Origin of the sequence: Sphingomonas sp. Leaf28 (assembly GCF_001421685.1) — a bacterium.
GTDB lineage: Bacteria > Pseudomonadota > Alphaproteobacteria > Sphingomonadales > Sphingomonadaceae > Sphingomonas > Sphingomonas aurantiaca.
In genome coordinates, this window is the sequence record NZ_LMKX01000008.1 from 387,756 (window position 1) to 401,918 (window position 14,163).

Consider the following 14,163-nt stretch of genomic DNA (forward strand, 5'->3'; position numbering starts at 1 on the left):
GCCGGATAACGAGGACGAGAGCATGAGCGACGGCATCTTCATCGGCGCAAGCGTGGACGGCAAGCCGCAGATGCTGGCGTTGAAGCGCGCGAACCGCCACGGCCTGATCGCGGGCGCGACCGGCACCGGCAAGACGGTGACGCTGCAGGGCATCATCGAGGGGTTCTCGGCAAACGGCGTGCCGTGCTTCGTCGCCGACGTGAAGGGCGACCTGTCGGGCCTCGCGATGGCCGGATCGCCGACCGCCAAGACGCATGCGACGTTCGCCGAGCGCGCCAAGGCGATCGGCGACGACAGCTGGGCCTATGCCGACAATCCGGTGCAGTTCTGGGACCTGTTCGGCGAGCAGGGGCATCCGATTCGCACCACGATCAGCGAGATGGGGCCGCTGCTGCTGTCGCGGCTGATGGATTTGAACGACGTGCAGGAGGGCGTGCTGACGATCGCCTTCCACGTCGCCGACAAGGAGGGGTTGCTGCTGATCGATCTCGACGATCTGCAGGCGATGCTGACCGAGTGCGCGGGCCGCGCGGATGAGCTGACGGTGACCTATGGCAATATTTCGAAGCAGTCGATCGGCGCGATCCAGCGGTCGCTGCTCCAGCTGCGCACCCAGGGCGCGGAGAATTTCTTCGGCGAGCCCGCGCTCGAGATGAACGACTTCATCGGCGTCGACGATCGCGGTCGGGGCATCGTCAACATCCTCGCTGCCGACAAGCTGATGGCTTCACCCAAGCTGTATGCGACGTTCCTGCTGTGGCTGATGAGCGAGCTGTTCGAGCATCTCCCCGAGATCGGCGATCCCGACAAGCCGGTGCTCTGCTTCTTCTTCGACGAGGCGCATCTGCTGTTCGACGACGCGCCCAAGGCACTGCTCGAGAAGATCGAACAGGTCGTCCGGCTGATCCGCTCGAAGGGGGTGGGCGTGTATTTCATCACGCAGAACCCGATCGACATTCCCGACACCGTCGCCGGCCAGCTCGGCAACCGCGTCCAGCATGCCCTGCGCGCGTTCACGCCGCGCGACCAGGCGGCGGTGCGCGCGGCGGCGGAGACGTTCCGCGTCAATCCGGGCGTCGATGTCGCCACGGTCATCACCGAGCTGAAGGTCGGCGAGGCGCTCGTGTCGCTGCTCCAGACCGACGGCGCGCCGACCCCGGTCGAGCGCACGCTGATCAAGCCGCCCGCGTCGCGCGTCGGACCGATCACGCCCGCCGAGCGCAAAGTGATGATCGAGACCGATGCGATCGGCGCGAAATACGACACTTTGGTCGATCGCGAATCGGCGGAGGAATTGCTCGCGGCCAAGACCGAGGAAGCGAGCGCCGCGGCGGCCGAGGCGAAGGCGACGACCGAGGCGGAGAAGGCCGCGGCGGCGCAGGCCAAGGTCGATGCGAAGGCGGCGAAGGAGGCGGAACGCCAGCGTGTCGCGGACCAGCGCGAGGCGGATCGCCAGCAACGCGAGGACGACCGCGCGGCGGCGAACTCGCCCTGGACCAAGATGGCCTCGTCAGCGACGCGGGCGGCCAGCTCGTCGATCGGCCGGCAGGTCGCGAACGAGATCGGCAAACAGGTGTTCGGCACGACGTCGCGCCGGCGGTCGTCGAGCGGCGGCCTGGTCGGCACCGTGCTGCGCGGGGTTTTAGGCGGGCTGTTCCGGGGGTAGACTGCAGCGTGACCGGGGGCGGGCTGCCCTCAAAACAATTATACCACCCCGGCGGAGGCCGGGGCCCAATTGGGGAACGGAGGTAACGTCGGGAGGCGCTCCGTCACATCGACCTTCCCAATTGGGCCCCGGCCTTCGCCGGGGTGATGGTCAAGCCGTTCAAGGAGTCAAACCATGTCCCTCGATTTCGAATCCACCACCGACTGGACCAGCATCGGCGAGAACAGCCTCGACGATGCGATCACGCTGCGCCGCGCGATCCATGCCGACCCCGAAGTCGGCCTCCACTGCCCGCGCACCTCGGACAAGGTGAAGGCCGCGCTCGCCGGCCTCCCGCTCGAGATTCGCGAGGGCAATTCGACCACCGGCTTCGTCGCGATCCTGCGCGGCGGACGCGGCGGCACCGCCGGCGGCAACGGCCGCACGGTCCTGCTGCGCGGCGACATGGATGCGCTGCCGATGCAGGAGGAAACCGGGCTCCCCTTCGCGTCGAAGATCGACGGCGCGATGCACGCCTGCGGCCATGATTCGCACACCGCGATGCTGGTCGGCGCGGCCAAAGCCTTGTGTGCCCGCCGCGACGACCTTCCCGGTACCGTCGTCTTCATGTTCCAGCCCGGCGAGGAGGGGCATCACGGCGCCCGCCACATGATCGCCGACGGCCTGCTCGATGCGCCGCTGCCCGAGGCGGGGTTCGCGCTGCATATCTCGCCCAACATGCCGATGGGTCATGTCGTCAGCCGCGCAGGCACGCTGATGGCCTCGACCGACACGCTGCGCGCGACGATCACCGGGCGCGGCGGCCATGCAGCGATGCCGCATGACTGCCTCGATCCGCTGCCGATCGCGTGCGAGATCGTCACCGCGCTCCAAACCTATGTCGCGCGGCAGGTGGCGGTCACCGACCCGGCAGTGCTGTCGATTACCAAGCTCAACGCAGGCTCCGCGCACAACGTCATCCCGTCGACCGTCGAGATGCTCGGCACGATGCGCACGCTGTCGGAGCGCACGCGCGAGCAGGTCCGCGCGGCGTTCATCCGCATGGTCGAGGGCATCGCCGCCGCGCACGGCGCGGTGGGCACGCCGACGATCGAAGAAGGCTATCCGGTCACCGTCAACGACGAACGCGCCACCGACCTGATGAAGGCGTGCGCGACCGCGATCGGCGGCGAGGGCGCGTATCAGGTGATGCCGCCGATGATGGGCGCGGAGGACTTCTCCTACGTGCTCCAGAAGCTCCCCGGCGCGATGGCGTTCATCGGCGCCGCGCCCGAGGGGAGCGACCCGCGCACCAATCCGCCGCTGCACAACACGAGGATGGCGATCAACGAACGCGTGATGGCGCACGGCATCGCCATGCACTGCGCGGTGGCGGAGCGGTTCCTGACGAACGGCTTCGACTGAGGGCGCGCGCCGCATCTCCCCATTCCGCGGCGTCCCCCCACTCCGTCATCCTGACGAAAGTCAGGATCCAGGGTTACGGGCGATACCGTATCTGGCTCTGGATCCTGACTTTCGTCAGGATGACGGGGGTTTAGTGACCGGGTTCTAGTGGCAGGCTCAGTTCAACGGCCGCGTGGACCCCGCATAAGTCGCCACCGCGGCCGCCGCATTCTGGATCAGCTTCTGCCGCTCCGGCATCGGCCGGATCGTGTCGCCGATCATCACCGCGATCGCGTAGCGACGCCCATCCGGCGCGGTCAGCAGCCCGACATCGTTGAAGCCCGCGTTGCGCCGCCCGAGATCCTGCCCCGTCCCGGTCTTGTGCGCGATCTCCCACCCGCCGGGCAGCGCCGCGCGCAACCGCGCACGACCGGTGACCGACCGGCCCATCGTATCGAGCAGGATCTTGGTCGAGGTCTCGGACAGCAGATCCCCCTTCGCCAGCCGCGCAATGGCATCGGCGATCGCGATCGGCGCAGCGCCATCCGGTGGATTGCGCACATAGGCGTCGAGCGCGGCGGCGCGCACCGCCGGCGACAGCTGGTTGCGCGCGGTCAGGAAGCCGCCATTGACCGCATAGGAAGGCTGCCACGTCAGCCCCGCGGTCCCGCTCTGCAGCAGCCGTTCGCCCGGCCCGAACCGGATCGCGCCGAGTTGCTTGCGCGCGATCATCGACCGCACCGCGGCCGATCCGCCGACGCGCGTGAGCAGCCGGTCGTTCGCGGTATTGTCGCTATGCGTCAGCGCGCGCGTGAGCAGGTCGCCGACCGTCGTGCGATAGCCATCGCCCTTGACCAGCATCGCGATCGGCTGGTGGAACAGCGTCAGGTCCTGCGGGCGGACGACGATCGGCTCGTCGAGGCGGATCTTGCCCTGGTCGCGCAGGTCCATGACGGTCAACGCGACCCACAGCTTGCTCACCGATTGCTGCGGCAGCAACTGGCGCCCGCCCGCCTCGACCGTCCAGCCGTCGTCGACCGCGCGCACCGCGATTCCCGCCTTGCCCTGGAAGCCGCTCTGCAGTTCGGAAATTGCGTTGACCAGGCTGGCAGGCGCGGGGCGCGCCGTGCGCGGCAGCGGCGGCGGCACCGGAATCGAGACGAATCCCCCGGCCTGATTCACCGGGCTGACCGCAGGCGGGGTGGGCCGCGATGCCGATCCACATCCGGCGAGCGCCACACCGAACAGGGTGGTTGCCAGAAGACGCTTGAACGCACTCGCCGATGTCATGATGGATTGAAGGCCCTGCACTGGAGCATCGATCCTTATCGGTTGCTCGGGCGCGCGAAACAGCGCCTCCGCACCGCTGCGACGAAGCGCGCGGGGGTTGCGCCCAATCGCGCCGCGGTCAGGGAACGAGAACCGTGTCGACCGCGTCGGGCAACGTGTCGGGATAATCGAGCGTGAAATGCAGTCCGCGGCTTTCATGCCGGTGCAGCGCGGACCGGACGATCAACTCGGCGGTCTGGAGCAGGTTGCGCAGTTCGATCAGGTCGGGCGTGACGCGAAAATGCTGGTAATATTCGGCGACCTCGTCGTTGAGCAGCTTGATCCGGTGCTGTGCGCGTTCGAGCCGTTTGGTCGTGCGGACGATGCCGACGTAATTCCACATGAACCGACGGATTTCGGTCCAGGTCTGCTTGATCACCACCTCCTCGTCCGAATCGGTGACGCGGCTTTCGTCCCAGGGACGGATCGGCGGGGGCAGGGGCAGGCTGTCCCACGCGGCGGCGATGCTGTCCGCGGCCGCCTCGCCGAACACGAAGCATTCGAGCAGCGAGTTGGACGCCAGCCGGTTCGCGCCGTGCAGACCCGATTCGGTGCATTCGCCCGCGGCATACAGGCCGGGCAGGTCGGTCTTGCCGTGCTCGTCGACGACGATCCCGCCGCACGTGTAATGTTGCGCAGGGACGACCGGGATCGGCTGCGTGGTCATGTCGATGCCGACCGTCAGCAGCTTCTCGTGGATGTTCGGGAAGTGATGGCGGATGAAGTCGGCGGGCATGTGGCTGATGTCGAGATGGACGTAGTCGAGACCATAGCGCTTGATCTCCGCGTCGATCGCGCGCGCGACGATATCGCGGGGGGCGAGTTCCATCCGCGCCGCATCGTAATAGGTCATGAAGCGCTTGCCCGTCGACGGGTTGATCAACCGCCCCCCTTCGCCGCGAACCGCCTCGGTGATCAGGAAATTCTTGACCTCCAGATTGTAGAGGCAGGTCGGGTGAAATTGCATCATTTCCATGTTTGAGACCCGCGCACCCGCCCGCCATGCCATCGCGATCCCGTCGCCGGTCGCGCCGCGCGGCGCGGTCGAGAACAGATAGGTCCGCCCCGCACCGCCCGTCGCCAGGATCGTCGCGCGCGCGGTGTAAAGGCCAACGCGCTCGGTCTTGCGGTCGACCGCGTACACCCCCCACACATTGCCCGCGCCCGAATAGCGTAGCTCATGCCGCCCGGTTGCCAGGTCGATCGCGATCTGATCGGGGACCAGCGTGATGTTGGGATGCGCCTCGGCCGCGCGTTGCAGCGCCTCCTGCACCGCCCAGCCGGTCGCATCGGCGACATGGACGATCCGGCGATGGCTGTGCCCGCCTTCGCGCGTCAGGTGGAGCGCGTTGCCCTCGGTCTCGAACGGCACGCCGAGACGGCTGAGCCGCTCGATCGCGGCGGGGGCGCCCTCGACGACCATCTCGACGATCGCGCGGTCGTTGAGCCCAGCGCCCGCGACCATCGTGTCCTCGACATGATTCTCGAACGTGTCGCCGGGTTCGAGCACCGCGGCGATCCCGCCCTGCGCCCAGGCGGTCGACCCTTCATTCAGCGCGCCCTTGGCCAGCACCGTCACGGTAAGCCGATCGGCGAGCGTAAGCGCGGCTGTCAGTCCGGCGGCACCCGATCCGACGATGAGGATATCGCTGGTCATGCCGGTCGTGTCGGAAGGCCGCGTATCGTCGCGCGACGAGGGAAGAAAATCCTGCATTGCGCCGCTGTGGCACAAAAACGGGGCGGCAGGACAGGGTTTGCCGCAGACGCCAAGCCGCGTCGATGCGCGAACCCGAGTTCCGGGGGTCGAACACGGACCGGATCGCGCCTAGGCTGGAGCGCGTGAAGACCTATGACGCGCGCTTCTGGAGTCTCGCCGCCGGCCTGTCGGGCATGGCCGGTTATGTCGACGCGATCGGCTTCCTCAAGCTGGGTGGCCTGTTCGTGTCGTTCATGAGCGGCAATTCGACCCAGCTTGCGGTCGGCGCGGTGCTCGATCCGCCAATGGCGGCGATGGCGGGGCGGCTCGTGCTCGGGTTCGTCGGCGGGGTTGTCGCGGGCACGCTGCTGTCCGAGATCGCCGGCCGCTATCGCAAGTCCGCCGTCCTGGTCTTCGTCGCCGCAGTCCTGGCGATCGCGGCGGGCATCGACGGCCGCGCCTCGATCGGCTGGACGACGACCATGATGGCAGCGGCGATGGGATCCGCGAACACTGTCTTCCAGCGCGCGGGCGAGGTCAGCATCGGCGTGACCTATATGACCGGAACGCTCGTCAAGTTCGGCCAGCGTCTGGCGGGCGCGCTGATCGGCGGGCCGCGCTGGGCGTGGCTGCCCTATCTGGTGCTATGGGCCGCGCTGGTCGGCGGGGCGATCGGCGGTGCGCTCGCCTATGCGCGGCTTGGCACCGACGGATTGTGGATCGCCGCCTTGGTCGCGATCGCGCTCGCTGGCTACGCCGCAGCGCTCGGTCCTGCCGAACCCGCAGGCGCACGACACCGGCCCGCGGTGTAGCGCCTGCCGTGATGTCAGGCGTTGGCGGCGCGCGTCAGGCTCAGGAAGACGTCCTCGAGATCGGGTTCCTTGGTCGAGACGTCGACGATCCCGAACCCGCCGCCCTGGATCGCCGCCAGCACCTGGCCAGCGTTGACGCGATCCTTCTTGTATGTGATCTCAAGCGTCCGATCGCCCTTGAGCGTGATCTTCTCGAAGCAAATGTTCGCGGGGATATCGGTCACGTCGCGGTCGACCGTCACCGCGACGATCTTCTCCTGCGCCTTGCCGACCAGCTCACGCGTCGGTTCGTTGGCGATCAGGCGACCGTTGTTGATGATCGCGATCCGGTCGCAGAGCTCCTCGGCTTCCTCCAGATAATGCGTCGTCAGGACGACCGTGACGCCTGCCGCATTGAGGCTGCGGACATAGGTCCAGAGCTGCTGGCGCAGTTCGATGTCGACTCCCGCTGTCGGTTCGTCGAGCACGAGCACGGGGGGCGAATGGACCATCGCCTTAGCCACCATCAGGCGGCGCTTCATGCCCCCCGACAGCGTGCGCGCATAGGCGTGCGCCTTGTCCTCCAGATGCACCGCGCGGAGCAGCTCCATCGTCCGGCGCTTCGCCTTGGGCACGCCGTAAAGCCCAGCTTGGATTTCCAGCGTCTCGAACGGCGAGAAGAACGGATCGAACAGGATCTCCTGGTTGACGATACCGATCGAGGCCTTGGCGTTGCGCGGATGCTCGTCGGTGTCGAAGCCCCAGATCGCGGCGTTGCCGTCGGTCTTGTTGACGAGTCCTGCGAGGATGTTGATCAGCGTCGACTTGCCCGCGCCGTTCGGGCCAAGCAACCCGAAGATCTGGCCGCGCGGCACGTCGAACGTCACGCCGTCGAGCGCGCGCTTGGGTGCCGCCGTGCCCACGGGGGCGTAGGTCTTGCAGAGATTCGAGATTGCGATCGCGGCTTCGGTCATGGCTGCGGCATAGCGGGGCGGGAAGGGCGGGTCATCCCCTCGGGCGTCGCAAAGAAGATTTGTTCGCGCGGAGGCGCGGAGATGTCGTATCCAGCCTGTCGGTCGGGAGACGCACTTCCTGTCCAGCCGTTCCTGATGTGAGGGTCACTTCGCGACCAGCGCAACACCTCCGCGCCTCCGCGTGAACAAATCCTTCCTTCTCCCCGACACAGAAGAACCAATTGCCCGCCCCGCCCGCGCTTGCTATCGCGCCGGCATGCATCCGCCGCTCGAAACCACCCGCGTCACCCACGCCCGCGTCGCCTGCGATGGCGCCACCGACATTCCCGGCGGCGCAGCGCTCGGCCATCCCCGCGTGTGGTTGCAGATCGACGAGACCGGATATGTCGATTGCGGCTATTGCGATCGGCGCTTCATCCTGGTCGGCGGGGCCGCCGATGGCGCGGACCAGTCGACATTGCGCGACCATGGGGATGGCGCGGGCCGCTAAGCCCCTTATATCTATCGGATGACGATAGCTGCAGATCCCCGCTCGTTCCTCTACCGCGACACGCTTGACCCCGAGCAGGCGCAGGCGCTGACCGCCAAGGCGCTCGGCAAGGCCGATGATGGCGAACTCTATCTCCAATATCGCAAGGCCGAGGCGTTCGGGTTCGACGACGGACGACTGAAGACCGCGTCCTACGATACCAGCTCGGGCTTCGGCCTCCGCGCGGTGTCCGGCGAGATGACCGCGTTCGCGCATTCGAACGAGATGACCCCCGCCGCGATCCGTCGCGCCGCCGAGACGATGGCGCTGATCGAGCCGGGCGTCGCGGCCAAGGCGGGCCCACCACAGGGCACCAACCGCTACCGCTACACTGCCGCCGACCCGCTCGACCTCGTGCCGTTCGCGGACAAGGTGAACCTGTGCCAGACGATCGACGCCGCCGCGCGCGCGCGCGATCCGCGCGTGGCGCAGGTCTCGGTCAGCCTGTCGGGGACATGGTCGGTGGTCGAGATCGTCCGCGCCGACGGTTTCGTCGCGACCGACGTGCGGCCGCTGGTGCGGCTCAACGTCTCGATCGTTGCCGAGCAGAATGGCCGGCGCGAGACGGGCAGCTACGGCATCGGCGGCCGCTATCTCTACACCGACCTGTTCGAGCCCGCGACGTACAACCGCGCGATCGACGAGGCTTTGTCGCAGGCGCTGGTCAATCTCGACTCGATCGCCGCACCCGCGGGCGAGATGACCGTGCTGCTCGGTAATGGCTGGCCGGGCATCCTGCTGCACGAGGCGATCGGCCACGGGCTCGAGGGCGACTTCAACCGCAAGGGCACGTCGGCGTTTTCGGGGCGGATCGGCGAGCGCGTCGCGGCCGAGGGCGTGACCGTGGTCGACGATGGCTCGCTCCAGGATCGCCGCGGGTCGCTGACGATCGACGACGAGGGCACGCCGACGCGCGAGACCGTGCTGATCGAAGACGGCATTCTCAAGGGCTATATGCAGGACCGGCTCAACGCGCGGCTGATGGGCGTCGAGGCGACGGGCAATGGCCGCCGCGAAAGCTATGCGCACGCGCCGATGCCGCGGATGACCAACACCTTCATGAAGGCGGGCAACGACGATCCCGCCGAGCTGCTGAGTCGCGTCAAGAAGGGCATCTTCGCCAAGGCGTTCGGCGGCGGGCAGGTCGACATCGTGTCGGGCAAGTTCGTGTTCAGCTGCACCGAGGCGTATCTGGTCGAGGACGGCAAGCTGGGCGCACCGATCAAGGGCGCGACGCTGATCGGCGACGGGCCGAGCTCGCTGACCAAGGTGCGCGGGATCGGCAACGACTTCGCGCTCGACGAGGGTATCGGGATCTGCGGCAAGGGCGGGCAGTCGGTGCCCGCGGGCGTCGGCCAGCCGACGTTGCTGGTCGACGGGCTTACGGTCGGCGGGACGGCGGCTTAATAGCCTGAGATCAGCATATCGAGTGCGGCCTTGATCTCGGACTGTGCCGCCTCGAGCGTGGTCACGATGGCTTCGATATCGCGGATGTCGATTGCACGGGCTAGCGGCGTGACCATTGTCAGGGCTTGGCCGTTGATTGTGAAGCTCGGTGTCAGCCTCTTAACGATGACCGCGTCGGTTGGACGGAGCGGCACCACGAAGCGCGTCTGAAGGTCGGACAACAGATCTGATTGGCAATCAATGACCAGCACGTTGCCTCGGACTCGATAGACGTCGAACTGTGCCACTCAGAGCGGCCGCAGATGCGCGAGCGGATCGCCATTCTCGTCGTACCAGCGGTTCCAACCGTCGATTGCTTCACGATTGTCTTCCTTCCAGCGCCGCTCCTGCTCGACCTTCGTGGCGTGCCGGATCGCTTGTTCGCTGATCTGCGAAAGGTTGAGTCCCGCTTCCCGTGCCGCCGCAACAATGCCGGTATCCAGCGACATATTGACCGATTTGCGCTTGCCGGTGGCGATGGGATCATGCTTCATGCGCACAAGTTATGCGCGTAGCTGGCGCGCGTCAATCCGGAGTCGATCGATGGAATTCTTCCCCGCGCTCACCGACGATCACCGCGCATTCGTTGCGCGGCAGCCGGTGTTCTTCGTCGCGACGGCGGCGGAGGGCGCGCGGATCAACCTCAGTCCCAAGGGCATGGACAGCTTTCGCGTGCTCGATGCGAACACCGTCGCGTATCTCGACGTCGGTGGCTCGGGGAACGAGACCAACGCGCATCTCGCCGCGGACGGGCGGATCACGATCATGTTCTGCGCCTTCGACCAGCCCGCGCTGATCTTCCGGATCTATGGCACGGGTCGCGCGGTGCTGCCGCAGGATACCGAATGGGCGGAACTGTACGCGAGGTTCACGCCTCTGCCGGGCACGCGACAGATCTTCGTGATCTCGGTTGGTGAGGTGCAGACGAGTTGCGGCTGGGGCGTGCCGTTCATGGCGCTGGAGCGCGAGCGGCAGACTCTGTCGAAATATCACGCGGCACAGGCTGGGACCGAGCGGCTCGCAAAATGGGCCGGGCGGACCAAGAGCATCGACGGGTTGCCGGTGCGCGTTGCGACGGTCTTGCCGGACGGTGGCGGCGCGTAATTTGCCGACATCTGGGTGCCGGCTATATCCCTAACAATAGCCACCACCCCGGCGAAGGCCGGGGTCCAGTTGGAGAGGTCGATGTAACTAGGCGCAGCCCGTCGTTACGCCCGTTTCCCGACTGGACCCCGGCCTTCGCCGGGGTGGTGTTTGCTGATAGGACCCGTCTTAAGCTGTCTTGCAGTGACTGAAGCGGGCTGTTCCGCCTCCTACCGCCCAGCGCTGACTCGCCAGATCACGTTGCCGACGTCGTCCGCCACGAGCAGGCCACCGGTCTTGTCGGTGATGACCCCGACCGGGCGACCCTGCGCGTCGCCGTCCTTGTTCAGGAACCCGCCGAGCACGTCGACCGGCTTGGCGTTCGCCGCCGGGAAGCCGGTGTCGCCGAACGGCACGTAGACCACCTTGTAGCCGGAGACGGGCTTGCGGTTCCACGAACCATGCTCGCCGACGAACGCGCCGTTGGCGAACTTCGCGCCGAGCATGGCATCGGCCGAGAAGGTCAGGCCGAGGGCTGCGACGTGTGGCCCCAGTGCATAGTCAGGGCGCTTTGCATATTGCTGGAGCGCGGGGTTCTTCGGCTCGACCCGGCTGTCAGGATAGCCGCCCCAATAATACCAGGGCCAGCCGAAATTGTCGCCGAACTCGACCTGCGTCATGTAATCGGGCGCGAGATCGGAGCCGAGCATGTCGCGCTCGTTGACCACGGTCCACAGCCCGCCCGACTTGGGGTTGATTGCCATGCCGTTGGGGTTGCGCAGGCCGGCGGCATAGATCCGCCAGTTCTTGTCCTTTGGCCAGACCTGCAGGATGTTCGCGCGGTATTTCTCGGCGTCCATGCCGTTCTCGGCGATGTTCGACGACGAGCCGACGCCGACGTACAGCGTCTTGCCGTCCGCGGCCGTGATGACGTTGCGCGCCCAGTGGTTGCCGCCTGGGTTGAGCTTGATGACGAGCTCGGGCTTGGCGGTAATCTTCGTCGCGCCTTCGGTATAGGGCACGCGAACGAGCGCGTCGGTGTTGCCGATATAGAGCTGGCCATCGAGCAAAGTCATGCCGAACGGTGAGTTAAGGCCGGTCATGAACACCGACTTCGTCTCCGCAACGCCATCGCCGTTCGCGTCGCGCAGCAGCGTGATGCGGTTGGCCGAGGGCACGCCGGCGCCGGCGCGGCCCATCAGCACCTTCATCACCCACCCCGTGATCCCGCCGCCTTCGCGCGGTGGCGAATTCGTCTCGGCGACCAGTACGTCGCCATTGGGCAGGCGGTACATCCAGCGCGGGTGATCGAGCCCGGTCGCGAACGACTGGACCTTCAGGCCCGCAGCGGGGGTCGGCATCGTACCGTTCTGCCAGCCGACCACCTTGGCGACCTTGACGGTCGGGATTGTCTGGATGCGCGGATCGGTGATCTTGGGCAGCTTGCCGGCGACCTGGTCGACCGACAGTTCGGCCGTGTCGGGCCAAGCGAGATAGGTAACGCCCCCGGCAATCACGAGAAGGATCAAGCCGAGGACAATGAGGATGTGTTTGCGCATGAGGGGGAGATTAGGGGGGCGAGAGGGCGGGGGCAATGGTCACGGCGCCCCCTCGTTGCCCCAAAACTTGCCCCCTCCGTCATTACAGCGAAAGCGGGGATATCCACGAGGCAAATGCGGTGGCCCGAACCCGGGGATCCCTACTCTCTCTGGGATCATTGTCAAAGTGTCGTGGTAGCGTTGAGCGCTCTGGAACGACCATGACGGCACCGGGATAACAGCAAGGTGACACGTCCCTCAGTCGTCATCCTCAACCGGCACCACCGGCGGATGCAGGCGCAACCTATTGATGCGCCGCTCGTCCGCGTCGGTGATCTCAAGCTTCCACCCGCTGGGATGATCGACGCATTCGCCGACTTGCGGCACGTGGCCGGCCAGCAACGCCGCCAATCCACCCAGCGTGTCGATATCGCCATCGACTTCGGCCAGACGCGCATCGATCAGCTCGGCTGCGTCTTCCAGCTCGGCGCGCGCGTCGACGTCCCAGGCACCGCCGTCGATCGGCGTCATCAAGACCTGCGGCGCGTCGTCATGCTCGTCCTCGATATCGCCGACGATCTCCTCGATCAGGTCCTCGAACGTGACGAGGCCCTCGGTGCCCGAATATTCGTCGAGCACGATCGTCAGGTGGACATGCTTCTGCCGCATGTCGGCGAGCAGATCGAGCGCCCCGCGCGACATCGGCGCGTACAGGGGCTCGCGGATCAGCCCGGCGATCGACGCGGGGTGTTCGGCGCCGGTCGCCAGGATGTTGAAGACGTCTTTTATGTGGACCATACCAATGATCGTATCAAGATTGTCGCGGTAGACCGGCAGGCGGCTGTGGCCCGCTTCGGCGAACAGCTTGACGAGGTCGGCGAACGGTGTGTCCTCCTCGACCGCGATGATGTCGGCGCGTGGTACGCCGACATCGCCTGCGTCACGCTCGCTGAAATGCAGCAGGTTGCGGACCATCTGGCGTTCGAGCGGGGTGAGATCGCCCTTGGCATCGGGGGCGGGATCGCCCTCGTGCCGGTCGATCGCCTCCTCGAGCTGGTCGCGCAGCGATTCGTCGGGGGTGCCGAAGATCAGGCCTTTCAGCCCGCGCCAGATACTGTCGGTACTATCGCCGTTTCCGGCAGTGGGGCCATCGGCCATCGTGGTCGTCAGTCCTCTGTTATCAAATAGGGATCGTGGAGCCCGAGCGCGGCGAGTGCGTCGCGTTCGATCTGCTCCATACCCTCCGCTTCGTCGTCGTCGATATGGTCATAGCCTAGCAGATGCAGCGTGCCGTGCACCATCAGATGCATCGCATGATCTTCGACCGAAATGCCGCGCTCCGCCGCCTCGGCGACGCAGACGCCGTGCGCGAGGATGATGTCGCCGAGCAGCACCTCGCCATCATCCGAATTCTGCGTGATGGTTTCGAGCAGGTCGGCCTGCACCATCGGGAAGGACAGCACGTTGGTCGGCTTGTCTTTCTGGCGATACTGCTTGTTGAGCGTGTGGACCTCATCGTCCGAGGCGAGCCGGAACGAGATCTCGACCGTGGCGGCGCTGGTCAGCAGTTCGCCGTGCGGCGTGCGCTCGATCGCCGCGGTCGCGGCGCGCTGGGCGAGGCCGTCCCAATCCTGGTCGGGCCAGGGAGCCTCCGAAGAGAGCGCGATTTCGAGCATGCGGGTCCTTCCGGCGGAAACGTCAGGGCGAAATCATTACACATGTGGCAAA

The 14,163-nt window shown here is 66.6% G+C and carries 14 protein-coding genes; 6 read left to right on the plus strand and 8 right to left on the minus strand.

Going from position 1 to position 14,163, the window contains the following annotated elements; translation table 11 throughout:
- The first annotated feature begins 22 nt into the window (after positions 1-22).
- Positions 23-1,666, plus strand: coding sequence for a helicase HerA-like domain-containing protein (locus ASE79_RS12245; protein ID WP_056416735.1), 1,644 nt, complete (start codon positions 23-25; stop codon positions 1,664-1,666).
- Positions 1,667-1,840: 174 nt separating this feature from the next.
- On the plus strand, positions 1,841-3,070 hold the full coding sequence (locus ASE79_RS12250) for a M20 metallopeptidase family protein (RefSeq protein WP_056416739.1): 1,230 nt from the start codon (positions 1,841-1,843) through the stop codon (positions 3,068-3,070).
- 156 nt (positions 3,071-3,226) lie between these two features.
- On the opposite strand, the gene ASE79_RS12255 is transcribed toward ASE79_RS12250, so the two are convergent.
- Both ASE79_RS12255 and nadB read right to left on the minus strand, forming a co-directional pair.
- Entirely contained in the window at positions 3,227-4,339 is a 1,113-nt protein-coding gene (locus ASE79_RS12255) for a serine hydrolase (RefSeq protein WP_056416742.1), read from the minus strand.
- A gap of 118 nt (positions 4,340-4,457) precedes the next feature.
- The gene (gene nadB, locus ASE79_RS12260; protein WP_056417306.1) at positions 4,458-6,035 is read right to left on the minus strand and encodes an L-aspartate oxidase; all 1,578 of its coding nucleotides are present in this window, start codon (positions 6,033-6,035) and stop codon (positions 4,458-4,460) included.
- A gap of 182 nt (positions 6,036-6,217) precedes the next feature.
- Between nadB and ASE79_RS12265 the strand changes: the two genes are divergently transcribed.
- Entirely contained in the window at positions 6,218-6,886 is a 669-nt protein-coding gene (locus tag ASE79_RS12265) for a YoaK family protein (protein ID WP_107958180.1), read from the plus strand.
- A gap of 14 nt (positions 6,887-6,900) precedes the next feature.
- Here the strand turns inward: ASE79_RS12265 and ASE79_RS12270 are convergent, their stop codons facing one another.
- Positions 6,901-7,839, minus strand: a complete 939-nt coding sequence (locus tag ASE79_RS12270) for an ABC transporter ATP-binding protein (protein ID WP_056416746.1) — start codon at positions 7,837-7,839, stop codon at positions 6,901-6,903.
- A 256-nt stretch (positions 7,840-8,095) separates the two neighbouring features.
- Between ASE79_RS12270 and ASE79_RS12275 the strand changes: the two genes are divergently transcribed.
- Entirely contained in the window at positions 8,096-8,329 is a 234-nt protein-coding gene (locus ASE79_RS12275) for a zinc-finger domain-containing protein (RefSeq protein ID WP_031393477.1), read from the plus strand.
- Between the two features lie 18 nt (positions 8,330-8,347).
- On the plus strand, positions 8,348-9,775 hold the full coding sequence (gene tldD / locus ASE79_RS12280; RefSeq protein ID WP_056416748.1) for a metalloprotease TldD: 1,428 nt from the start codon (positions 8,348-8,350) through the stop codon (positions 9,773-9,775).
- Here the strand turns inward: tldD and ASE79_RS12285 are convergent.
- Both ASE79_RS12285 and ASE79_RS12290 read right to left on the minus strand, forming a co-directional pair.
- Positions 9,772-10,062 carry a CcdB family protein gene (locus ASE79_RS12285; RefSeq protein WP_056416751.1) on the minus strand — a complete coding sequence of 97 codons (291 nt, stop codon included), beginning with the start codon at positions 10,060-10,062 and terminating at the stop codon, positions 9,772-9,774. The genes tldD and ASE79_RS12285 overlap by 4 nt on opposite strands.
- Positions 10,063-10,308 (minus strand): type II toxin-antitoxin system CcdA family antitoxin, encoded by a 246-nt coding sequence (locus tag ASE79_RS12290; RefSeq protein ID WP_056416754.1) that lies wholly within the window; start codon positions 10,306-10,308, stop codon positions 10,063-10,065. It abuts the gene before it with no gap.
- Between the two features lie 49 nt (positions 10,309-10,357).
- Here ASE79_RS12290 and ASE79_RS12295 point away from each other — a divergent pair, with 49 nt between their 5' ends.
- Positions 10,358-10,918, plus strand: a complete 561-nt coding sequence (locus tag ASE79_RS12295) for a pyridoxamine 5'-phosphate oxidase family protein (RefSeq protein ID WP_056416757.1) — start codon at positions 10,358-10,360, stop codon at positions 10,916-10,918.
- A 209-nt stretch (positions 10,919-11,127) separates the two neighbouring features.
- On the opposite strand, the gene ASE79_RS12300 is transcribed toward ASE79_RS12295, so the two are convergent.
- From ASE79_RS12300 to ybeY, 3 genes are all read right to left on the minus strand, one after another.
- Complete coding sequence (locus ASE79_RS12300) at positions 11,128-12,456, minus strand: PQQ-dependent sugar dehydrogenase (RefSeq protein ID WP_056416762.1); 1,329 nt, start codon at positions 12,454-12,456, stop codon at positions 11,128-11,130.
- Positions 12,457-12,693: 237 nt separating this feature from the next.
- Positions 12,694-13,593, minus strand: coding sequence for a hemolysin family protein (locus tag ASE79_RS12305; protein WP_056416767.1), 900 nt, complete (start codon positions 13,591-13,593; stop codon positions 12,694-12,696).
- Positions 13,594-13,601: 8 nt separating this feature from the next.
- Entirely contained in the window at positions 13,602-14,111 is a 510-nt protein-coding gene (gene ybeY, locus ASE79_RS12310; protein WP_056416769.1) for an rRNA maturation RNase YbeY, read from the minus strand.
- Positions 14,112-14,163 lie beyond the last annotated feature (52 nt).

What these genes read in the sequence shown, in the direction of transcription:
- ASE79_RS12290 (WP_056416754.1), bottom strand. Translation starts at nt 10,308, where the DNA reads ATGAAGCATGATCCCATCGCCACCGGCAAGCGCAAATCGGTCAATATG.
- ASE79_RS12305 (WP_056416767.1), bottom strand. Translation starts at nt 13,593, where the DNA reads ATGGCCGATGGCCCCACTGCCGGAAACGGCGATAGTACCGACAGTATC.
- ASE79_RS12295 (WP_056416757.1), top strand. Translation starts at nt 10,358, where the DNA reads ATGGAATTCTTCCCCGCGCTCACCGACGATCACCGCGCATTCGTTGCG.
- ASE79_RS12245 (WP_056416735.1), top strand. Translation starts at nt 23, where the DNA reads ATGAGCGACGGCATCTTCATCGGCGCAAGCGTGGACGGCAAGCCGCAG.
- ASE79_RS12255 (WP_056416742.1), bottom strand. Translation starts at nt 4,339, where the DNA reads ATGACATCGGCGAGTGCGTTCAAGCGTCTTCTGGCAACCACCCTGTTC.
- tldD (WP_056416748.1), top strand. Translation starts at nt 8,348, where the DNA reads ATGACGATAGCTGCAGATCCCCGCTCGTTCCTCTACCGCGACACGCTT.
- ASE79_RS12270 (WP_056416746.1), bottom strand. Translation starts at nt 7,839, where the DNA reads ATGACCGAAGCCGCGATCGCAATCTCGAATCTCTGCAAGACCTACGCC.
- ASE79_RS12300 (WP_056416762.1), bottom strand. Translation starts at nt 12,456, where the DNA reads ATGCGCAAACACATCCTCATTGTCCTCGGCTTGATCCTTCTCGTGATT.
- ASE79_RS12250 (WP_056416739.1), top strand. Translation starts at nt 1,841, where the DNA reads ATGTCCCTCGATTTCGAATCCACCACCGACTGGACCAGCATCGGCGAG.
- ybeY (WP_056416769.1), bottom strand. Translation starts at nt 14,111, where the DNA reads ATGCTCGAAATCGCGCTCTCTTCGGAGGCTCCCTGGCCCGACCAGGAT.
- ASE79_RS12275 (WP_031393477.1), top strand. Translation starts at nt 8,096, where the DNA reads ATGCATCCGCCGCTCGAAACCACCCGCGTCACCCACGCCCGCGTCGCC.
- nadB (WP_056417306.1), bottom strand. Translation starts at nt 6,035, where the DNA reads ATGACCAGCGATATCCTCATCGTCGGATCGGGTGCCGCCGGACTGACA.